The sequence below is a fragment of the Streptomyces sp. MH60 genome, assembly GCF_002939385.1.
Taxonomy (GTDB): domain Bacteria; phylum Actinomycetota; class Actinomycetes; order Streptomycetales; family Streptomycetaceae; genus Streptomyces.
On sequence record NZ_MULI01000044.1, the window covers coordinates 39622 to 60370 of the forward strand.

The following is a 20749-nucleotide window of genomic DNA, read 5'->3' on the forward strand; positions in this document are numbered from 1 at the left end:
GGTCGGCTCTCTTCTTCCGGATCGAACAAAGCGGTGGAACGACAACGTGCGGGTTCAGTGGGTTCGGTGGGGCCCGACGCGGAACCGCGTGAAGGTGGCGGTGCCGGCGTGTCCCTGGCCGGCGGGCGCGAGGGCGAACAGACCGAGCAGCGCGCCGACCCAGCGCCAGGGGGTGGCGGCGAACTCCCGGCCGACGGGATGCGGGCCGCCGCCGGGGTCGTCGTCGCCGAGGTCGTAGGAGAAGCGGCAGCGTGCCCCGGGGACCGTCTCGATCCGCAGCCGGGCCCGTCCCCCGGGCGCGGGGCGGGGCCGGTCGGCGTCCCGCTCGGACTCGGCCACCGACTCGGCGAACCGGTGCACCAGGTGCACGGTCCCGTCGGTGTCCCGCTGGAGTCCGACCCAGCGGTAGGCGTCGCCGAGGACCGCGAGCCCGGCCCGCGCGCCGGGTTCCTCGCTGTCCAGGCGCAGCTCGACCTCGATCACCGAGGGCTCGCCGGGGAAGCGCTGGGTGAGGACGCCGGGCAGCAGGCGCAGATCGTGCGCGTCGGCCGAGCGGACGCAGGCGAGGCGCAGCCCGTCCCCGGCGTGCTGGGTGGCCCAGCCCTCGCGGGGGTTGGCCGTCCACGACCACTGGCGGCCGAACCGTCCGCCGGGGAAGTCGTCGCCGGTCGCGGGCGCGGCGGCCGGCTGCGGGGGCAGGGCGGGACGCGCGTGCCCGGTGACCGGGGCGCCGTCGTCGCCGAGGACCGGCCAGCCGTCCGTCCCCCACCGCATCGGCTGGAGGTGGACCACCCTGCCGTACGCGCCGCGCTGCTGGAAGTGCAGGAACCAGTCCTCGCCGGACGCCGTGCGCACCCAGCCGCCCTGGTGGGGGCCGTTGACGTCGGTGTCCTTCTGTTCCAGGACGACCTTCTCCTCGTACGGCCCGAAGAACTCGCGGGAGCGGAAGGCGCCCTGCCAGCCGGTCTCCACCGATCCCGCGGGGGCGAGGATCCAGTACCAGCCGTCGTGCCGGTAGAGCTTGGGGCCCTCCAGGGTGAACCAGCCGGGCAGCCGGTCGGCGTCGACGATCACCTCGCCCTCGTCGAGGAGTCCGGTGCCGTCGGGGCGCATGCGGTGGCCGGTGAGGCGGTTCTTGATCCCGGAACGGGAGCGGGCCCAGGCGTGCACCAGGTACGCCTCGCCACTCTCCTCGTCCCACAGGGGGCAGGGATCGATCAGGCCCTTGCCCGCCTTGACCAGGTGGGGCGCGGTCCACGGGCCCCGGATGTCGGGGGCGTTGACCTGGAAGACACCCTGGTCGGGGTCGCCCCAGAAGATCCAGAACCGGCCCGCGTGGTGGCGCAGGGACGGTGCCCAGACGCCGCGGTCGTGCCGGGGCCGCGCGAACTCCCGCTCGGGCTCCAGGCGCTCCAGGGCGTGCCCGACCAGGGTCCAGTCGACCAGGTTGCGGGAGTGCAGCAGGGGCAGGCCGGGGACGCGGCCGAAGCTGGACGCGGTCAGGTAGAAGTCGTCGCCGACGCGGATCACGTCCGGGTCGGACCAGTCGGCGTTCAGGACGGGGTTGGTGTACGTCCCCGTACTCTCGGCAGCGGTCACGGGCTCACCGCCTTGCGCACCAGGGCGGCGGCGCCGTCGGCGTCGAGGCGGCCGTCGGCGACGACGGTGACGATCCGGCGGACCAGGGTGTCGCCCGGGGCGACGGTCACCCGGTCGTCGTGGGCCAGCGAGGAACCGACGCCCGGATACTCCTCGGTGCGCACGAACCACGGGTCGCGCCGGGTGCGTTCGGTGGCGCCGGCGAACACCAGCGACCAGGTCTCCCCGGTCATGGCGAGCCAGTCGGCGCCGCTGCCGTGCACCTCGCGCTCTCCCTCCCGGTCGGCGGTGAAGACGCTGGGCGCCGCGTTCTCCTTGCGGGCGCGCCAGAAGAAGCCGCCGTAGGCCGCGCCGGGGCGCCCGTTGGTGGCGGGGCTGCCGAGGGTGAGCGGGTCCGGGGTGGTGTTGGTGAGGGAGAAGGTGAAGTCCAGCGCCCAGGCGGTGCCCGTGAGTTCGGTGGCCGCGACCGTGCGGCGCTCGCGCAGCAGCTCGGTGCCCGCGGCGACCCAGCGCAGTTCCTCGACGAATCCGTCGGGGTCGCGGAGCTGGAAGGCGGTGTGCCGCTGGGTGCCGTGGTTGTCCAGCTCGGTCGGCCCCCTGTCGCGGACGAAGGTGCGCCCGCCCCAGAAGTTGTGCCCCTCGACGTCGGGAACGGCGACACCGACGCCGAGGTGATGGAGGTGGTCGGCGGGGCTGAACTCGGTGACGGCCGTGCCGGCCAGGGTGGTGACGGGGTGCAGGTAGGGGCGCGGCGAGAGCCGGTACGGCAGCTCGGTCCGGGTCACGTACCGGGCGACGGGGCGGCCCGCCACGCGCAGCACCGGGGAGTCGTTGCCGGTCATCGGGTGCTCACCTCATAACGCGGGTGCTCGGTGCGCGGCGCCCAGGGCGCGCCCAGTTCGGAGTAGAGGGAGAGGGTGTCGGCGGCGGCGGCCACGAGCGCGTCGATGCCGGGGACCACGCGGCGGTCCTCCCCGGGGACGCGGCGCCAGGCGGCGGCGGGCAGCGGCTCCGGGTCGGGGGCCCGGCGGATCGCCTCGACGACCCGCATGAAGGCGCCCGTCTCGTCCGGCGGGACCAGCAGCGGGGCTCCGGTGGCGAGGTGGTCGACCAGGTTCTCCAGCAGGTCGGTGCGGTCGTGGTGGACCTCCTCGGGGCCGTGGCCGCCCCGCTGGAGCAGGACCCGGTCCTGCTTGTACCAGAAGGTGACGCGGCCGCTGGAGCCGTGCACCAGGACGTACGGCTCGTCCGCCCGCTCCGCGCACAGGGTCGCGGCGACGGTGACGCGGTGCCCGCGCGCGGTGCCGATCCGCACGCAGGAGGTGTCGTCGGCCTCGATGTCGTTGGCGTGGCTCAGCTCGGTCTCGATGCCGGTGACGTCCTCGGCGCGGGCGGTGCCGCCGAGCGCGAGGGCGGTGGCGACGGCGTGCGCCAGCGGGTTGGTCAGCGCGCCGTCGATCACGTCGGCGCCGTTCAGCCGCCGCTTGCCGGACCAGGGTGCCCGGCGGAAGTAGGCCTCGTCGCGCACCCACGCCCCGGCCCCGCCGATGCCCACGACCTCGCCGATCGCGCCCTCGGCCACCAGCTCCCGGATGGCGGGGACCGCGTGCGAGCCCAGTGACTGGAACCCGATCTGGCAGGCGACGCCGGTCTCGGCGACCCCGTCGGCCATCCGCCGGAACTCGGCGTACGACGGCGCCGGGGGCTTTTCGAGGAGCAGGTGCACTCCCCGGCGGGCGGCGGTCAGGGCGAGGTCGGTGTGGGTGGGGATCGGCGTGCAGATCACGGCGATCCGGGCGCCGGTGGAGTCGAGCAGGGCACCGAAGTCGGCGGACTGCTCGGGGAGTTCTCCCTCTGCCTCCTGCTCGGTCAGCGGGGTCAGCTCGCAGATGCCGGCCAGCCGGACCAGTCCCGCCCGTTCCAGGCGGCGGATGTTGGCGACGTGCCAGCGGCCGTGGCCGCGGGCGCCGGCGAGGACGACGGGTACCGGGTTCATCCCTTCACCGCCCCCGCGCTGAAGCCGGTGATCAGCCACTTCTGGATGAAGGCGAAGACGATCACGACGGGGACGGCGGCGACGATGCCGCCGGCGGCGAGCGCGCCGAGGTCGACGCTGTCCGCGCTCATCAGGGAGTTGAGGCCGACCGGGATGGTCTGCTTGTGCTGGTTGTTGAGGAACATCAGGGCGAACAGGAAGTGGTTCCAGGAGTGCACGAAGGCGAAGGAACCGACCGCGATCAGGCCGGGCCGCAGCAGCGGCAGTACGACGATCCGGAAGGCCCGGAACCGGCCGCAGCCGTCGACCCAGGCGGCCTCCTCCAGCGAGTACGGCACGTTCTTGATGAAGTTGCTGATCAGGATGATCGACAGCGGCAGCTGGAAGACCGTCTCGGCGATGATGACGCTGCCCAGCGAGTTGATCATCTGGAGCCCGGCGAAGATCTCGAACAGCGGTACCAGGAGCAGCGCGCCGGGCACGAACTGGGAGCAGAGCAGGGCGAGCATGAAGACCCGCTTGATCTTGAAGTCGAACCGGGCGAGGGCGTAGCCGCCGGCCAGCGCGACGAGCGTGGTCATCACGAGGGTCGCGAGCCCGACGTACACGCTGTTCTCGAAGTAGGTGCCGAAGCCGCGGTCGGTCCACACCTTCTCGAAGTGCTCGGTGGTCATCGGCCAGGGCACGAGCGAGGTCGAGCCGGCCGGGCGCACCGCGAAGAGCAGGATCCAGTAGAACGGGATCAGGGTGAAGACCAGGTAGATCCCGAGCGGCAGGTAGATCTGCCAGCGGGGGACCTCGTCCCAGGCCGGGCGGCGCTTCTTCGCCGGTCGCGGCGGTTCGTGGTCGGTCCGCGCGGGCGCGGGAGCGGGCGCGGTGGCCTCCTTGGTGATCACTTGTTCTCGCCTCCGAACTTGCTCAGCCGCAGGTAGACGATCGAGCAGAAGAGCAGGATCACGAACGCGACCGTGGTGAGGGCCGACGCGTAGCCGAAGTCGTGGGCGTCGACGCTGGTGTTGGCGATGTACAGGGGCAACGTCGTGGTCTCGCCGGCCGGTCCGCCGCCGGTCAGGGTGTAGAGCAGGTCGACGTTGTTGAACTCCCACACCGCGCGCAGCAGCGTGGAGAGGATGATGGCGTCCTTCAGGTGCGGCAGCGTGATGTGCCAGAACTGCTTGAGCCGGCTGGCCCCGTCGACCTCGGCGGCCTCGTACAGGTCCTTCGAGACGGACTGGAGGTCGGCGAGGATGAGGATGGCGAAGAAGGGCACGCCGCGCCAGAGGTCGGCGACCACCGCCGCGGAGAACACGGTCGAGGTGTCGGACAGCCAGCTGGTGCCGTACGAGCCGATGCCCATGTCCGCGAGGTAACGGGTGACGCCGGTCTGGGAGTTGTAGAGCAGCACCCAGATCGCGGAGGTCAGGACGCCGGAGACCGCCCAGGGGGAGAAGACCATGGCCCGCCCGACGCCCCGGCCCACGAAGGTCTGGTTGACGATGAGCGCCAGGGCCAGACCGAAGAGCAGTTGCAGTCCGACCTCGACGAAGACCCACTTGGCGCTGAAGACGAGGGTGTCCCAGAACACCGGGTCCTCGGTGAAGATCCTGACGAAGTTGTCGAAGCCCGCGAAGCCGTTCCGCCACGGTTTGGTGGGGTTGTACTCCTGAAGGCTGTAGTAGAAGACGCTGATGACCGGGTAGGCGATGAAGCCCAGCATCAGCAGGGCGGCCGGTCCGATCAGCAGGTACGGGAGCCTGCGCGGCGTGGCCGAGGCACGGCGCCGCCGGGGTGGCGCGGGCGGTTTCGCCACGGCTGCGGCTTGGGCCATGACAGTTCTCCGTTCTAGGACGTCTACGTCGTGCGGGGCGTGCGCGGAGCTGATGCGCTGATGGGAAGCGCTTTCTCGATGGGCAGGGGCGTGCCGGGTCCCGCCGTCGGCGGGCTCAGCCCGCGTAGGGGTCCTGCACCTTGCCCGGGCGGGCCAGGAACTCGAAGTCGCAGCCGGTGTCGGCCTGGGTGATCTGTTCGTTGTAGAGCGCGCCGTAGCCCCGCTCGTAGCGGGCGGGCGGCGGTGTCCAGGCGGCCCTGCGGCGCTCCAGCTCCTCGTCGTCCACGTTGAGCCGGAGCAGGCGCGCCTCGACGTCGAGGGTGATGGAGTCGCCGGTGCGCACCAGGGCGAGCGGTCCGCCGACGTACGACTCGGGGGCCACGTGCAGGACGCACGCGCCGTAACTGGTGCCGCTCATCCGCGCGTCGGAGATCCGGACCATGTCCCGCACGCCCTGCTTGAGCAGGTGGTCGGGGAGGGGCAGCATGCCGTACTCGGGCATGCCCGGACCGCCCTTGGGCCCGGCGTTGCGGAGGACCAGCACGCTGTCGGCGGTGATGCCCAGGTCCGGGTCGTTGATGGTGCGCTGCATGGTCCTGTAGTCGTCGAAGACGACGGCGGGGCCGGTGTGCTTGAGCAGGTGCGGCTCGGCGGCGATGTGCTTGATGACGGCGCCGTCCGGGCAGAGGTTGCCGCGCAGGACGGCGACCCCGCCCTCGGCCGCGACCGGGTTGTCGCGGGTCCTGATGACGTCGTCGTGGTGGACGAGGGCGCCGTCCAGCTGCTCCCGCAGGGTGTCGTGGGAGACGGTGGGCCGGTCGAGGTGGAGCAGGTCGGTGATGCGGGAGAGGAAGCCGGGCAGGCCGCCGGCGAAGTGGAAGTCCTCCATCAGGTAGGTCTGTCCGCCGGGGCGGACGTTGGCCAGCACCGGGACGGTGCGGGCGATGCGGTCGAAGTCGTCCAGGGTGAGGGTGACCCCGGCGCGGCCCGCCATGGCGATCAGGTGGATCACGGCGTTGGTGGAGCCGCCGAGGCCGAGCACGGTGGTGACGGCGTCCTCGAAGGCGTCGGCGGTGAGGATGTCGCTCGGTTTCCGGTCCCGGTGGACCAGTTCGACGACGCGCAGTCCGGCCGCGGCGGCCATCCGGTCGTGCCCGGAGTCGACGGCCGGGATGCTGGAGGCACCCGGGACGGTGACGCCGAGGGCCTCGGCGGCGGCGGTCAGCGTGGAGGCGGTGCCCATCGTCATGCAGTGGCCCGGCGAGCGGGCCAGGCCGCTCTCCAGCTCCTGCATCTCGCAGTCGCCGATGAGGCCGGCCCGCTTGTCGTCCCAGTACTTCCACATGTCGGTGCCGGAGCCGAGGGTCTCGCCGCGCCAGTGCCCGGGGAGCATGGGCCCGGCGGGGACGAACACCGCGGGCAGGTCCACCGTGGCGGCGCCCATCAGCAGGGCGGGCGTGGACTTGTCGCAGCCGCCCATCAGCACGGCGCCGTCGACCGGGTAGGAGCGCAGCAGCTCCTCGGTCTCCATCGCGAGGAGGTTGCGGTAGAGCATCGGGGTCGGCTTCTGGAAGGTCTCGCTCAGTGTGGAGACCGGGAACTCCAGCGGGAACCCGCCCGCCTGCCACACCCCGCGCTTGACCGCCTGGGCGCGGTCGCGCAGGTGGACGTGGCAGGGGTTGATGTCGGACCAGGTGTTGAGGATCGCGATGACGGGCTTGCCGAGGTGCTCCTCGGGCAGGTAGCCGAGCTGGCGGGTGCGGGCGCGGTGGCTGAAGGAGCGCAGTCCGTCCGTGCCGTACCACTGGTGGCTGCGCAGCTCCTCGGGGCGCTTGCGGCGGGCCGCTCCGACGGGATCGGTCATATCGACCACCCCGCGGCGATGGCGGCGACCTCGGCGCGCTCGTCCTCGGGCAGCGGCTTGCTCGGCGGGCGGACCTCCCGGCGGCACAGGCCGAGCGAGGCGAGGGCCTCCTTGACCACGGTGACGTTGTTGGCGGAGCCGTTGGCGGCGCGCAGTTCCTCGAAGCGGCGGATCTGCTCCCAGACCTTCATGGCGGCCGGGTAGTCGCCGGAGCGCAGCGCCTCGATCATGTTCAGCGAGACGGCCGGGGCGACGTTCACCAGGCCCGAGGTGAAGCCGGTGGCTCCCGCGCTGAAGTACGAGGGCGCGTACGGCTCGGCGAGCCCCGCGACCCAGACGAAGCGGTCGAGGTTGGCGTCGCGGGCGAACGCGGCGAACTTGGCGGCGTCGGGGACGGCGTACTTCACGCCGACGACGTTGGGGCAGGCGTCGGCGAGGTCGGCGAGGCGGGCGCCGGTGAGCTGGGCGTTGCGGATGTAGGGCACGACGCCCAGTTCGGGCACGGACTCGGCGATGGCGCGGTGGTAGTCGACCCAGCCGCCCTGGGAGACGTAGGGGTGGACGGGCTGGTGGACCATCACCATGGAGGCGCCCAGGTCGCGGGCGTGCCGGGCGGAGGCGACCGCGGTCGGCAGGTCGTGGCCGACGCCGACCAGGATGTCCGCGCGCTCGCCGGTCTCCTCGATGGTCAGCTCGGTGACCAGGCGGCGCTCGGCCGGGGAGAGGGCGTAGAACTCGCCGGTGTTGCCGTTGGGAGTGAGGGTCGTGATGCCACCGTCGAGGAGACGACGCAGCAGGGCCCGGTAGGTGGCGGGGTCGACGGTGCCGTCCTCGGCGAACGGGGTCACCGGGATCGCCACCACGTCGGCCAGGGCCGCCCGCTGGGTCTCGAACGTCGCTGTCATGCCTGACCGTCCTCTTCCTGGGCCGCGGTCCCCGCTTCGGGGAAGGCCCGCTCGACGAAGGACGCGATGTGCGCGTGCAGGGCGCGGGCCGCGCCGTCCGCGTCACCGGCGAGGGCGAGGCGCAGGATCTCCTGGTGCTCGCCGGCCTCCCGCTCCCAGGACGGGTCGGCGGCCCAGGCGACCGCGGAGACGAGGGCCGCCTGGTCGCGGACCTCGTCGAGCATCCGGCCGAGCAGCGGGTTGCCGCACGGCAGGTACAGGGCGCGGTGGAACTCGCGGTTGGCCAGCGACCGTTCGGCCGTGTCCGTGGCCCGGTCGGCCTGGGTGAGCGCGTCCCGGGCGGCGTCCAGGGAGGCACCGCGGCGCACGGCGCGCTTCAGCGCCTCGGGCTCGAGGAGCAGCCGGACGTCGTAGACCTCGCGCGCCATGTCCGCGTCCACCATGCGCACGGTGACGCCCTTGTACTGGCTCATCACGACCAGTCCGGTACCGGCCAGGGTCTTGAGCGCCTCGCGCACCGGTGTCTTGGACACCCCGAACTGTGCGGCGAGGTCGGTCTCGACCAGGGCCTGGCCGGGCGTCAACCGGCCGGTGAGGATGCGGCGTTTGATCTCCTCCAGCACGTACTGCGTGCGGGAGGGGATCGGCGTGGGCACAGAGGTCATGCGCGCCTCTCGGAATCTCGCGTCGGATGCGCGACAGATCTCGGACATCAGATCTCGCGTATCGCGTCTCATATATGACGTACGGAGTACGACGCGTTGAAGGTAAGAGGGGCGCGCGGCGACGTCAATGCTTCTGACAAAGGAAGTTGGCTGCGGCCGGTGTTCGCTATGCGGTGCGGGACCAGCCCGGGTCGCGTCCGCTGAGCCCCACGGCGCGCTCCAGCAGCGGCGCGTCGGCGGTCACGGCGACGACCGGCCCGAACATGCCCTGGTCCCGTTCGGACTCCGCCGCGGCGGCGGCGAGCAGCCCGTGCGCCGCCTGGAGCGCGGCCGCGTCGGGGGTGTACTCCTGGCCGGTCGCGCGGGCCAGGTCCCAGCCGTGGATCACCAGTTCGTCGGCGACGACGGCGCCGGCGACCGCGCCGGGCAGGTCGATGCCGCCGGCCCGGGTCAGGCCGGTCCACGCCTCGGGGTCGCGCCACGCCTCGGCGAGTTCTCCGAGCACGGCGGCGAGCTGCTCGCGCCAGCCGGGCCCGATGTCCGGCACGGACGCCTCGGGGCTGGTGTCCGTGGTGGGCCCCAGGTCCTTGCGCGCGGCGTCCCGGAAGGCGACGGCGAGACCGGTCAGGTGGCCGAGCAGGTTGCGCACCGCCATGTCGGGGCAGGGCGTCGGGTCCGCGAGCCCGTCGTCGCGCACACCGTCGGCGAGGCGGGTGAGGATCCGCGTCTGCGGTCCCAGGTCGAGGGTGGTGGTCTCGGCGGTCATCGGCTGCTCCTCGGGAGGTGCGCGGTCGGCTCTCTCGGAGGGTGGACCCGGCGCGCCCGCGAAACTCATCGGCCGCCGGCGTCGGCATTAGGGCACCTGCCCGATGCCCGCACCCGGGCCTTAGGGCCACGCTGACCAGGTATGACGACGGCAGGAACGAAGAAATCCGCAGGGTCGGACGGTCCCTGGCCCGTGGTCCGCGTCCTGCGCGACCGCGACGCGGGCCTGTATCTCGCCGGGGTGGTGGTGTCCGGCTTCGGCACCTCGGCGCTGTGGCTGGCGGCCGGCGTGTGGGTGAAGGACCTCACCGGCTCGGACGGGCTGGCGGCGCTGTGCATGCTCGCGATGTGGGCGCCGACCCTGGCGGGCCCGGCGCTGGGCACCCTGGCGGACCGGGTCCGCCGCAGGCCGCTGCTGATCGCCGCGAGCCTGCTGATGGCCTGCCTGCTGCTCACGCTCTTCGCGGTGGACTCCCGGGACACGCTGTGGCTGCTCTTCGCGGTGCTCTTCGTGTACGGGGCGGCGGGTGTCGTCCACGACGCGGCCGAGTCGGCGCTGGTGGCCGCCGCCGTCGCCCCGGGGCTGCTCGGCGACTTCAACGGCCTGCGCATGACCGCCAACGAGGGCATGAAGCTGGTCGCGCCGCTGGCCGGGGCGGGGCTGTACGCGGCCTACGGCGGACCGGGCGTGGCGCTGCTGGACGCGGCCACGTTTGTGCTGGCCGCCGGTGTGTACGCCGCCCTGCGGGTACGGGAGGCGCCGCCGGAGCGCCCCGCGGCCGACTGGCGGCGCCGCACGGCCGAGGGCGCCCGGTACCTGTGGGGGCACCCCGGCCTGCGCCCGCTCGTCCTCGCGGGCGGCGTCACGATGCTGTGCGCGGGCGTCAACGGCGCCACGGCCTACGCGGTCGTCGACGCCCTCGGGCACTCCCCCGCGTACGCCGGTGCGCTGTACGCGGTCCAGGGGGCCGGGTCGGTGGTGGTGGGGCTGCTCGCCGGACCGGCCGTGCGGCGTCTGGGCGGACGGCGCTTCGCCGCCGCGGGGATCGCCCTGTTCGCGGTGGCGGTGGCGGTGCGGGCGGCACCGTACGACGCGGTGGCCCTCGCCTCCGGTGCGGCGATCGGCGCGGGGCTGCCGGCGGTGCTGATCGCCGCCCTGACCGCCGTCCAGCGCGAGACCCCGGGGCCGCTGCTGGGCCGGGTCGCGGCGACGGCCAACTCCCTGGTCTTCACGCCCAACGTGCTCGGACTCGCCGTGGGCGCGGCCCTGGTGGAGCCGACCGGCCTGCGCCTGCTGCTGCCGGCGGTGGGCGCGGTGCTGCTGGCGACGGCGACGGCACTGGCGACCGTGCGCAGGCCGACGGACCGGCCCACGCCGTCAGCCGCGTAGGGCCAGCCACTCCTGGAGTTCGACGAGGTTTCCCGCCGGGTCCATGAGGTGGGCGACCCGCATGCGGTCCGTCATGGGTGCCGGACCGTGGACGAGTTCGGCGCCCCGTGCGGTGATCTCCTCGCAGGAGCGGTCCAGGTCGTCGACCCGCAGGACGACGAGGGACCGGTGGCCGGCCGGCTCGTCGGCGAGTCCGCCCAGCAGCCGGGCCATCTGTGCGCGGTCCTGGAGGGCGATGCCCGCGGTGCCGCCGTCGGGGGTGAACTTCGCGTACGGGCCGTCCTCCGCCTCGAACTGCGGCTTCAGCCCCAGGACGTCCCGGTAGAAGCGGTAGCAGCCGGGAAAGTCCGTGACCAGCAGGCGGACCTGGGCGAGTTCCATGGCCATCCCCCTCGAAGAGCGCGACGAGGGGTGCCGAGGTCGGCCGGTGACGACCGGGCCCGGACCCCCTCGTCCGCACCTTACGCGAGGGCCGTGAGCCCCGTCCGCACCCCCTCCAGATCCCCGTCCGACGCCAACCCCGCGTGATACAGCCGCAGTTCCGTCGCCCCCAGGTCGCGGGCGCGGGCGGCGTCGGCGGCGAGGGTGCGGGGGCTGCCGCCCATGCCCGAGACCACCGTGAGGTTGGCGGCGAGGACGGCCCCGTCGGCGGCCTGCTCGGCGAACGGCGTCAGCAGGCCCGCGCCGCCCGTGCAGGGCACGACCACGCCGTCCGCGACGGAGAGGATGTGCGCGGGGTCGACGCCGGCGTTGGCGCCGCAGTGGTAGGACACCGGGTCGGCGTGCAGCAGGACCTGGAAGCCGTCGGGTGCGGCGGCGCGGACCGCCGAGACCGCCGCTTCCTGGAGCGTGCGGGCCCGGTCGTCGCGCCACGCGCGCGTGGCGTTCGCGGCCGCCGCGCCGAGGAGCTTCTCGACGCCCGCCCAGCCCCCGTCCGAGGGCGCCGCGCCCCGCCAGACCGGTTCCAGCGCGGTGCGCACGGCGGCGGCGAGTGCGTCGGGGTCGAGGCCCTGACCGCCGTAGCCCGCCCGGCAGTCGGGGCAGAAGCACAGCGACATCAGGTACTGCCCGGCGTCCCCGAGGGCCACCCCGTCGGTCTTGTCGTGGGCGTGCAGGTGGGCGAGCCCGTACCAGCCCAGCGACTCCAGTTCCGTGCCGTGTGCCCCGGGCCGCACCGCCGCCTCGGCGGCCAGGTCGGTGAGGTAGGCACGGGTGGCGGGCTGCGCGATGCAGGGCGCCCAGGGGTAGCGGTCGCCGTAGGCGTTGACGACGGAGGTGTGCGGGTGTTCCGCGCCGAGGCGGGAGTTGTGGGCGAGGACGACCCAGGTGTGCACCTGGAGGCCCGCGTCCGCGAGGGCGGCGGCGGCCTCGCCGTACGCGTCGCCGGGCGCCCAGTCTCCAGCCTCGTACGGGCGCAGGTCGCGGCCCTCCCAGCGGGCGGCGTCCGGCGGGTAGAGGACGGCGGCGTGCCCGACGGTGACGACGCGGTGGCGCGGGTGGCGGGGGGTGAGGGCGCGGGTGGAGTGGTAGGCGGCGGCGAGCGTCACCTGGGCCACGCCGAGGTCCGCGACGCGCGCGGGGGCTTCCGGGTCGCCGCCCACGTCCCAGGGGTAGGCGAACACCGACGCCTTCACCGGCCGGCCCCTTCCCGGAGCAGCGCCTGACCCCGCTCGATGATCCGCGCCAGCTCCTTCACGTGCTCCTCGGCCGGCTCCTCCAGCGGCGTCCGCACCTCCCCCACGTCCAGGCCGCGCAGCCGTACGCCCGCCTTGACCAGGGCGACGGCGTACCCGCGGCCCCGGGCGCGCAGTTCGACGAACGGCCGGTAGAAGCCGTCCAGCAGCCGGTGCACCGTGGTGTCGTCGCCCTCGCGCAGCGCCCGGTGGAAGGCGAGGGCGATCTCGGGGGCGAAGCAGAACACGGCGGACGAGTAGAGGGTGACGCCGAGCGCGCGGTAGGCGAGCTGGGTCTGCTCGGCGGTCGGCAGTCCGTTGAAGTAGAGGAACTCCTCGCCGGGCAGTTCCGTGCGCACCGCGCTGACGGTCCGCTGCATGAGGTCGAGGTCGCCGAGCCCGTCCTTGAGGCCGACGATGCCGTCGGTGCGGGCCAGTTCGACGACGCTCTCGGGGGTGAACACGGCGTTGTCGCGCTGGTAGACGATCACGGGCAGCGCGGTCGCGGCCGCCACCTCCCGGTAGTGCCGCACCAGTCCCTCCTGCCCGGCGAGCACCAGGTAGGGCGGCATGGCGAGCAGCCCGTCGGCCCCGGCCTCCTCGGCGAGGCGGGCGTAGCGCACGGCGAGGGCGGTGCCGTAGCCCGCGCCGGCGAGGACGGGCACCCGGCCCGCGCTCTCCTCGACGGCCGCGCGGACGCAGGCCGCGAACTCCTCGGGCGTCAGGGCGTGGAACTCGCCGGTGCCGCAGCAGGCGAACACGGCGGCGGCACCCGCCTCGACCCCGCGGCGCACATGGGTGCGGTAGACGTCCAGGTCGAGTCCGCCGTCGGGTCCGTACGCCGTGACGGGGAAGAACAGCGGGCCGCTGGGCGCGGTGAGCCGAGTGGCGAGAGGGGCTGAGGTCACGGGCGCTCCCCATTCCATATCTATGACCTGCGTCTACATTTCTGAACGCGACCACGCTAAGCCGCCCCGCTAACACCGTCAAGCAGGCGCCCTCTTGACGCCCGACCACCCGCTCCTTAGCGTGTCCACGCATCTGAACGTGAGGCACACACCGGCACGCACGCACGCGTACGCCACTACGACAGACCGACCTAGGAGTCCCGAGGATGCCCGCTCCCCGCACCGTCCTGCTCACCGGCGCCGCCGGCGGCCTCGGCACCCTGATGCGGGAACTGCTCCCCGGACACGGCTACGAGCTGCGCCTGCTCGACCTGCGCCCGGTCGACGGCGAGCCGGACGCGATCGTCGCCGACCTCGCCGACCGGGACGCCCTGCGCGAGGCGGTCCGGGGCGTCGACGCGATCATCCACCTCGCGGGCATCTCCCTGGAAGCCTCTTTCGAGAAGATCCTGAAGGCCAACATCGAGGGCACGTACAACCTGTACGAGGCCGCCCGCGAGGAGGGCGTCGGCCGCATCGTCTTCGCCTCCTCCAACCACGCCGTCGGCTACACCCCGCGCCCGCGGGGCGACGACCCCCTCATCCCCGTCGACACGCCGCGCCGCCCGGACACCTACTACGGCCTGTCCAAGTGCTTCGGCGAGGACCTCGCCCAGCTCTACTGGGACAAGCACGGCATCGAGACCGTCTCCGTGCGCATCGGCTCCTGCTTCCCCGAGCCGACCAGCGTGCGCATGCTCTCGGTGTGGATGAGCCCCGCGGACGGCGCCCGCCTCTTCCACGCGGCCCTCACCGCCGAGAACGTCGGGCACACCGTCGTCCACGGCTCCTCCGCCAACACCCGGCTGTGGTGGGACCTCACCTCCGCGCGGGCACTCGGTTACGAACCCCGGGACGACTCCGAGCCGTACGCCGAGAAGCTGATCGCCGAGCAGGGCGACCTCGACCCCGGCGACCCGGCGCACGCCCGCCTCGGCGGCCACTTCGTGACCGACCCCCCGATCTGGCCGTACTGACCGGAAGACGACCCCGCACCACCCTCGAAGGAGCGGACGGGCACCGAACGGGCCCGTCCGCTTCCGCATGCGGGCATCCGCGCTGCCCGTTCCCACCCCGCCCCGCGCTGCGCCCCAGGTCCGAGACGGGCACCCGGGACCGCAAACGGGCCCACCCGGGCAGTATCGGGTCCGCAACAGACCTGGTCAGTGCCGCGCGGTCGCTGTAGAACTTCCTCCAAGGGCCGCAGGGGCCCGAACGGGCAAGCACACGGCGACGAGGCGGTGAGGCGGGTGTTCGGCATGAGTACGGGGACAAGGACGACGGAAGAGCGTCGGCACGAGATCGTGCGCGTGGCCCGCGCCACCGGCTCGGTCGACGTCACCGCGCTCGCCGCCGAACTGGGCGTCGCCAAGGAGACCGTACGACGGGACCTGCGCGCCCTGGAGGACCACGGCCTGGTCCGCCGTACCCACGGCGGCGCCTACCCGGTGGAGAGCGCCGGGTTCGAGACCACGCTCGCCTTCCGCGCCACCAGCCACCTGCCCGAGAAGCGCCGGATCGCGTCCGCGGCCGTGGAACTGCTCGGCGACGCGGAGACGGTCTTCGTCGACGAGGGCTTCACCCCCCAGCTCATCGCCGAGGCACTGCCCAGGGACCGGCCGCTGACCGTGGTCACCGCGTCCCTGCCGGTCGCCGGCGCGCTCGCGGAGGCCGGTGACACCTCCGTCCTGCTGCTCGGCGGCCGGGTCCGCCCGGGCACCCTGGCCACCGTCGACCACTGGACGACGAAGATGCTGGCCGGCTTCGTCGTCGACCTGGCCTACATCGGCGCCAACGGCATCTCCCGCGAGCACGGCCTCACCACCCCCGACCCCGCGGTCAGCGAGGTCAAGGCGCAGGCCATCCGGGCCGCCCGCCGCACGGTGTTCGTCGGCGCGCACACCAAGTTCGGGGCGGTGAGCTTCTGCCGCTTCGCGGAGGTCGGCGCCCTGGAGGCCATCGTCACCAGCACCCTGCTGCCCACGGCCGAGGCCCACCGCTACTCCCTGCTGGGACCCCAGATCATCCGCGTCTGAGCACCGGCCCGGACCCCACCGGTGGCCGCACGGCACACCCACCCCTTCCACTGCCCCTTACCTCCCCATACCTCCCCATACGTTCAGGAGCGATCCATGCGAACCCAGAGCCGACGGAGGCCGCGAGCCACGCTCGCCATGGCCGCCGCAGGGACGCTGCTCGCCCCGCTGCTCACCGGCTGCTGGGTCGGGGCGGGCGGCGCCGGATCCGGCGGCAACGCCATCAACGTCCTGATGGTCAACAACCCGCAGATGGTCGAACTGCAGAAGCTCACCGCCGACCACTTCACCAAGGAGACCGGCATCAAGGTGAACTTCACCGTCCTGCCGGAGAACGACGTCCGCGACAAGATCAGCCAGGACTTCGCCAACCAGGCCGGCCAGTACGACGCCGCCACCCTCTCCAACTACGAGATACCGATCTACGCCCGCAACGACTGGCTGCACGAGATGGACTCCTACGTCGCCAAGGACCCGGCCTACGACGAGCAGGACGTCCTCGGCCCGATGCGCGAGTCCCTCACCGGCGACGACGGCAAGCTCTACGGCCAGCCCTTCTACGGCGAGTCCTCCTTCCTGATGTACCGCAAGGACCTGTTCGCCAAGGCGGGCCTCGAGATGCCCGAACACCCCACCTGGTCCCAGGTGGCCGGCTTCGCCGAGAAACTCGACGGGTCCGAACCCGGCATGAAGGGCATCTGCCTGCGCGGACTGCCCGGCTGGGGCGAGCTGATGGCACCCCTGACGACGGTCGTGAACACCTTCGGCGGCACCTGGTTCGACCAGGACTGGCAGGCCCGGCTCGACTCCCCCGAGTGGCAGAAGGCCACGAAGTTCTACGTCGACCTGGTCCGCGAGCACGGCGAGTCCGGCGCCGCCCAGTCCGGCTTCGCCGAGTGCCTGAACAACATGACCCAGGGCAAGGTCGCCATGTGGTACGACGCCACCTCGGCGGCCGGCTCCCTGGACGCCGCCAAGTCCCCGGTCAAGGGCAAGATCGGCTACGCCCCGGCGCCCGTGGAGAAGACGGACTCCTCCGGCTGGCTCTACACCTGGGCCTGGGGCATCCAGAAGGCCTCCCGCAACTCCGACAAGGCCTGGAAGTTCGTCTCCTGGGCGTCCAGCAAGGAGTACGAGCAGCTGGTCGGCGACGAGATCGGCTGGTCCAACGTCCCGGCCGGCAAGCGCGCCTCGACGTACAAGAACCCGGCCTACGTCAAGGAGGCCGCCGCCTTCCAGGAGATGACCCGCAAGGCCATCGAGGGCGCCAAGCCCAAGGACCCCGGCGTGCAGCCGCGGCCCGCGCCCGGCATCCAGTTCGTCGGCATCCCCGAGTTCACCGACCTCGGTACCAAGGTCTCCCAGGAGATCAGCGCGGCCATCGCCGGACGCCAGTCCGTCGAGGAGGCCCTGAAGAAGTCCCAGCAGCTCGCCGAGAAGATCTCCGAGGAGTACGAGGGACGATGACCGCCACCACAACGGCCCCCTCGGCCGCACCCGAACACACCCGCCCCACCGTCCGCCCGCCGTCCGGCCGGCTGCGCGCCTGGGCCACCCGCGCCCCCCTCCTCCCCGCGCTGATCTTCATGATCGCGGTCACCCAGCTGCCCTTCGTGGCAACCCTGGTGATCTCCTTCTTCGACTGGAACGCCCTCTATCCCGACGCCCGCAGCTTCGCCGGTTTCGCCAACTACGGCGATGTCCTCGGCGACGCCGCCCTGCGCAAGTCGGTGTGGACGACGATCCTGCTCACCGTGGCGGTCGTCCTGGTCAGCCTGGTCCTCGGCCTGGCCCTCGCCCTGCTCCTCGACCGGAGGTTCAAGGGCCGCGGCGTGGTCCGCACCCTCCTGATCGCCCCGTTCCTGGTGGTCCCGGTGGCGGCGGCCCTGCTCTGGAAGCACGTCCTCTACAACCCCGAATACGGCCTGCTCAACGGCCTGTTGCACTACGTCGGCGGACCCCAGCCGGACTGGATCTCGAACACCCCGCTGCTCGCGGTCGAGGCCTCACTGGTGTGGCAGTGGACGCCGTTCATGATGCTCATCCTGCTGGCCGGACTGCAGAGCCGGGACCAGCAGCAGATCGAGGCCGCCCGGGTGGACGGCGCGGGCGACTGGCAGATCTTCGTCCACCTCACCCTCCCCCACCTGCGCCGCTACCTGGAACTCGGCGCCCTGCTCGGCTCGATCTACATCGTCCAGAACTTCGACGCGGTCTTCACGATCACGTCCGGCGGCCTGGGCACGGCCAACCTGCCCTACACCGTCTACCAGAGCTTCTACCAGGCCCACGAGAACGGCCTCGCGTCGGCCGCGGGCGTCCTGGTCGTCATCGGCTCGATCATCATCGCCACCTTCGCGCTGCGCGTGGTGTCGTCCCTGTTCCGCGAGGAGGTCGGCCGCGCATGACCGCCACCGCCGTACGCCCCGTCGTCACCGACGCCAAGCCCGCACCCACCCGCCGCAGGACCGGTGCCGGCCTCGGCCTGGTGGCCTGGCTGGTCGGCATCGTCTTCTTCCTGCCCATCGCCTGGATGGCGCTGACCTCCTTCCACTCGGAGTCGGACGCCGCCACCAACCCGCCGTCCTTCGCGGCGTCGCTGACGCTGGACGGCTACCGCGAGTTCTTCGGCGCGGGCGGCGGCGCCAGCCCCTGGCCGGCGCTGGCCAACTCGGCCGTGGCGTCGATCGCCTCCACCCTCTTCGTCCTGGTCCTGGCCCTGCCCGCGGCCTACGCCCTGTCCATCCGCCCGGTGAAGAAGTGGACGGACGTCCTGTTCTTCTTCCTCTCCACCAAGATGCTGCCGGTGGTGGCGGGCCTGCTGCCGATCTACCTGTTCGCCAAGAACACCGACATGCTGGACAACATCTGGCTGCTGGTCATCCTCTACACGTCGATGAACCTGCCGATCGCGGTCTGGATGATGCAGTCCTTCCTGGCCGAGGTCCCGGTCGCGATCATCGAGGCGGCCCGGGTGGACGGCGCGAAACTGCCCACGATCCTGCTCCGGGTGGTGGCCCCCATCGCCCTCCCGGGCATCGCCGCCACGTCCCTGATCTGCTTCATCTTCAGCTGGAACGAACTGCTCTTCGCCCGGGTGCTGACGGGCGTGGTCGCCGAGACCGCCCCCGTCTTCCTGACCGGCTTCATCACCAGCCAGGGCCTCTTCCTGGCCAAGGTGTGCGCCGCGTCGCTCGTCATCTCCCTGCCGGTGCTCGCCGCGGGGTTCGCCGCCCAGGACAAACTGGTCCAGGGCCTGTCGTTGGGAGCCGTGAAATGAAGGCCGCCGTCATCGAGTCCGTGGGCCGCGCCGTCGTCACCGAGGTCCCGGACCCGACGCCAGGGCCGCGCGAGGTCGTCGTCGAGGTGGCCGCCTGCGGCCTGTGCGGCACCGACCTGCACATCCTCCAGGGCGAGTTCGCGCCCAAGCTCCCGATCGTGCCGGGCCACGAGTTCGCCGGCGAGGTCGTCGGCGTCGGCGCCCAGGTCACGGAGGTGGCGGTCGGCGACCAGGTCGCGGTCGACCCCTCCCTCTACTGCTACGAGTGCCGCTACTGCCGCACCGGCCACAACAACCTCTGCGAGCGCTGGGCCGCCATCGGCGTGACGACGTCCGGCGGCGCGGCCCAGTACGCGGTGGCGCCGGTCGCGAACTGCGTGAAGCTCCCCGAGCACGTCCGCACCCAGGACGCGGCCCTGATCGAACCGCTCTCCTGCGCCGTCCGCGGCTACGACGTCCTCCAGTCCCGCCTCGGCGCCCACGTCCTGATCTACGGCTCCGGCACGATGGGCCTGATGATGCTGGAGCTGGCCAAGCGCACCGGCGCGGCCAGCGTCGACATGGTCGACCTCAACCCGGCCCGCCTGGAGACGGCCCGCGGCCTCGGCGTCTCGGCCTCGGCCGCCACCCCCGACGAGCTGGACCGCCCCCAGGGCTGGGACCTGGTCATCGACGCCACCGGCAACGCGGCGGCGATCCAGGACGGCCTCGACCGGGTCGCCAAGGCCGGCACCTTCCTCCAGTTCGGCGTCGCCGACTACGCCACGCGCGTCCAGATCGACCCGTACCGCATCTACAACCAGGAGATCACCATCACCGGTTCCATGGCGGTCCTCCACAGCTACGAGCGCGCGGCGGAACTGTTCGCGGGCGGCGTCCTGGACCCGGACGTCTTCATCAGCGACCGCATCGAACTGGACCGCTACCCCCAGGCCCTGGAGCAGTTCGCGGCGGGCGTGGGCCGCAAGATCGTGGTCGTGCCCTAGCGCTTTCCAGCCGGCGCCCGGCACCTCCAGCCCGTCCGGCGTTCGAGGACAAGGCCCGTTCAGGGCCTAGGCGGGGGTCTGGGGGCGGCAACCCCCAGGGACGGGAACGGGACGGGGCGGCGGGGGCGAGAACACCCTGCGACAGCCGCCCCCACCACCCCCGACCCGATTGGCCCCCGGGTAAGGGAACGGTAAAACGCCCCCGCTCGTTCACCCGGCATGACAGCTATGACCCCCGGCTCGAACATCCCCCTCTCCGCCGCCCGCGTGACGGTGGACGTCGCCGCCCCCGTGCGGCTCGACGTATCGGGCCTGCTGCTCACCGCCGACGGCAAGGTGCGCTCCGACGACGACTTCATCTTCTACAACCAGCCCACCGGCCAGGGCGTGACCTACCGCTCCGGCGGCGGCACCGCCCCGGACGCGATCGTGGTGGACACCTCCGCCGTCCCCCCGGGCATCGAGAAGATCGTCGTCACCGCCAGCCCGGACGCCGCCGGCCAGACCTTCCAGGGCATCGAGCCGACCGCCACCATCCGCAACGCGGACGACAACTCCGAGCTCGCCACCTTCACGCCGCCGCAGCTCGGCGCCGAGACCGCCCTGGTGATCGTCGAGGTCTACCTGCGCAACGGCGCCTGGAAGGCCCGCGCGGTCGGCCAGGGCTACGCCAACGGCCTGGCGGGCATCGCTACGGACTTCGGCGTCTCGGTGGAGGAACCGGTGGCCCCGGCCCAGCCGGCCACCCCGCCGCGGTCCCAGGCGGTCACGCCCCCGCCCCCGCCCGCCGCGGCGCCCACGATGCCCGCCGCCCC

At 72.6% G+C, this 20749-nt stretch carries 20 protein-coding genes; 8 read left to right on the forward strand and 12 right to left on the reverse strand.

The window, feature by feature from the left end:
• Positions 1-54 precede the first annotated feature (54 nt).
• The 9 genes from BZZ08_RS24360 to BZZ08_RS24400 all read right to left on the reverse strand — a co-directional run bounded on the left by BZZ08_RS24360 (position 55) and on the right by BZZ08_RS24400 (position 9623).
• The gene (locus tag BZZ08_RS24360; RefSeq protein WP_104634392.1) at positions 55-1599 is read right to left on the reverse strand and encodes a glycoside hydrolase family 43 protein; all 1545 of its coding nucleotides are present in this window, start codon (positions 1597-1599) and stop codon (positions 55-57) included.
• Positions 1596-2441, reverse strand: a complete 846-nt coding sequence (locus tag BZZ08_RS24365) for a DUF6807 domain-containing protein (RefSeq protein WP_104634393.1) — start codon at positions 2439-2441, stop codon at positions 1596-1598. The genes BZZ08_RS24360 and BZZ08_RS24365 overlap by 4 nt, the downstream gene beginning before the upstream one ends.
• Positions 2438-3595 (reverse strand): Gfo/Idh/MocA family protein, encoded by a 1158-nt coding sequence (locus tag BZZ08_RS24370; RefSeq protein ID WP_104634394.1) that lies wholly within the window; start codon positions 3593-3595, stop codon positions 2438-2440. The genes BZZ08_RS24365 and BZZ08_RS24370 overlap by 4 nt, the downstream gene beginning before the upstream one ends.
• Positions 3592-4491, reverse strand: coding sequence for a carbohydrate ABC transporter permease (locus BZZ08_RS24375; RefSeq protein ID WP_104634395.1), 900 nt, complete (start codon positions 4489-4491; stop codon positions 3592-3594). The genes BZZ08_RS24370 and BZZ08_RS24375 overlap by 4 nt, the downstream gene beginning before the upstream one ends.
• On the reverse strand, positions 4488-5423 hold the full coding sequence (locus BZZ08_RS24380; protein ID WP_104634396.1) for a carbohydrate ABC transporter permease: 936 nt from the start codon (positions 5421-5423) through the stop codon (positions 4488-4490). Before BZZ08_RS24380 ends, BZZ08_RS24375 begins: the two co-directional genes overlap by 4 nt.
• Before the next feature lie 115 nt (positions 5424-5538).
• The gene (araD, locus tag BZZ08_RS24385) at positions 5539-7287 is read right to left on the reverse strand and encodes an L-arabinonate dehydratase (RefSeq protein WP_104634397.1); all 1749 of its coding nucleotides are present in this window, start codon (positions 7285-7287) and stop codon (positions 5539-5541) included.
• Entirely contained in the window at positions 7284-8192 is a 909-nt protein-coding gene (locus tag BZZ08_RS24390) for a dihydrodipicolinate synthase family protein (RefSeq protein WP_104634398.1), read from the reverse strand. Before BZZ08_RS24390 ends, araD begins: the two co-directional genes overlap by 4 nt.
• A complete protein-coding gene (locus BZZ08_RS24395) occupies positions 8189-8857 on the reverse strand; it encodes a GntR family transcriptional regulator (protein WP_104634399.1) in 669 nt (222 codons plus the stop codon). The genes BZZ08_RS24390 and BZZ08_RS24395 overlap by 4 nt, the downstream gene beginning before the upstream one ends.
• A gap of 166 nt (positions 8858-9023) precedes the next feature.
• On the reverse strand, positions 9024-9623 hold the full coding sequence (locus BZZ08_RS24400) for a TIGR03086 family metal-binding protein (protein WP_104634400.1): 600 nt from the start codon (positions 9621-9623) through the stop codon (positions 9024-9026).
• Between the two features lie 141 nt (positions 9624-9764).
• Here BZZ08_RS24400 and BZZ08_RS24405 point away from each other — a divergent pair, with 141 nt between their 5' ends.
• Positions 9765-11012, forward strand: a complete 1248-nt coding sequence (locus BZZ08_RS24405) for an MFS transporter (RefSeq protein WP_104634401.1) — start codon at positions 9765-9767, stop codon at positions 11010-11012.
• On the opposite strand, the gene BZZ08_RS24410 is transcribed toward BZZ08_RS24405, so the two are convergent.
• The 3 genes from BZZ08_RS24410 to BZZ08_RS24420 all read right to left on the reverse strand — a co-directional run bounded on the left by BZZ08_RS24410 (position 11001) and on the right by BZZ08_RS24420 (position 13593).
• Positions 11001-11393: a VOC family protein gene (locus BZZ08_RS24410; RefSeq protein WP_104634402.1), complete on the reverse strand. Its 393-nt coding sequence runs from the start codon at positions 11391-11393 to the stop codon at positions 11001-11003. The two genes, BZZ08_RS24405 and BZZ08_RS24410, sit on opposite strands and share 12 nt — an antisense overlap.
• Positions 11394-11473: 80 nt before the next feature.
• Positions 11474-12646, reverse strand: a complete 1173-nt coding sequence (locus tag BZZ08_RS24415; protein WP_104634403.1) for a hypothetical protein — start codon at positions 12644-12646, stop codon at positions 11474-11476.
• Complete coding sequence (locus BZZ08_RS24420; RefSeq protein WP_104634404.1) at positions 12643-13593, reverse strand: 5-dehydro-4-deoxyglucarate dehydratase; 951 nt, start codon at positions 13591-13593, stop codon at positions 12643-12645. Before BZZ08_RS24420 ends, BZZ08_RS24415 begins: the two co-directional genes overlap by 4 nt.
• Before the next feature lie 206 nt (positions 13594-13799).
• On the opposite strand from BZZ08_RS24420, the gene BZZ08_RS24425 reads away from it, so the two are divergent.
• From BZZ08_RS24425 to BZZ08_RS24455, 7 genes are all read left to right on the forward strand, one after another.
• Positions 13800-14609, forward strand: a complete 810-nt coding sequence (locus tag BZZ08_RS24425; protein ID WP_104634405.1) for an NAD-dependent epimerase/dehydratase family protein — start codon at positions 13800-13802, stop codon at positions 14607-14609.
• 282 nt (positions 14610-14891) lie between these two features.
• Positions 14892-15668 (forward strand): DeoR/GlpR family DNA-binding transcription regulator, encoded by a 777-nt coding sequence (locus tag BZZ08_RS24430; protein WP_104634414.1) that lies wholly within the window; start codon positions 14892-14894, stop codon positions 15666-15668.
• A gap of 96 nt (positions 15669-15764) precedes the next feature.
• Entirely contained in the window at positions 15765-17135 is a 1371-nt protein-coding gene (locus tag BZZ08_RS24435; RefSeq protein WP_104634406.1) for an ABC transporter substrate-binding protein, read from the forward strand.
• Positions 17132-18076 (forward strand): carbohydrate ABC transporter permease, encoded by a 945-nt coding sequence (locus BZZ08_RS24440; protein WP_104634407.1) that lies wholly within the window; start codon positions 17132-17134, stop codon positions 18074-18076. The genes BZZ08_RS24435 and BZZ08_RS24440 overlap by 4 nt, the downstream gene beginning before the upstream one ends.
• On the forward strand, positions 18073-18948 hold the full coding sequence (locus BZZ08_RS24445; protein ID WP_104634408.1) for a carbohydrate ABC transporter permease: 876 nt from the start codon (positions 18073-18075) through the stop codon (positions 18946-18948). The genes BZZ08_RS24440 and BZZ08_RS24445 overlap by 4 nt, the downstream gene beginning before the upstream one ends.
• Positions 18945-19934 (forward strand): zinc-dependent alcohol dehydrogenase family protein, encoded by a 990-nt coding sequence (locus BZZ08_RS24450; RefSeq protein ID WP_104634409.1) that lies wholly within the window; start codon positions 18945-18947, stop codon positions 19932-19934. The genes BZZ08_RS24445 and BZZ08_RS24450 overlap by 4 nt, the downstream gene beginning before the upstream one ends.
• Before the next feature lie 219 nt (positions 19935-20153).
• A partial coding sequence (locus BZZ08_RS24455; protein ID WP_241965556.1) for a TerD family protein occupies positions 20154-20749 on the forward strand: 596 nt, incomplete at its 3' end.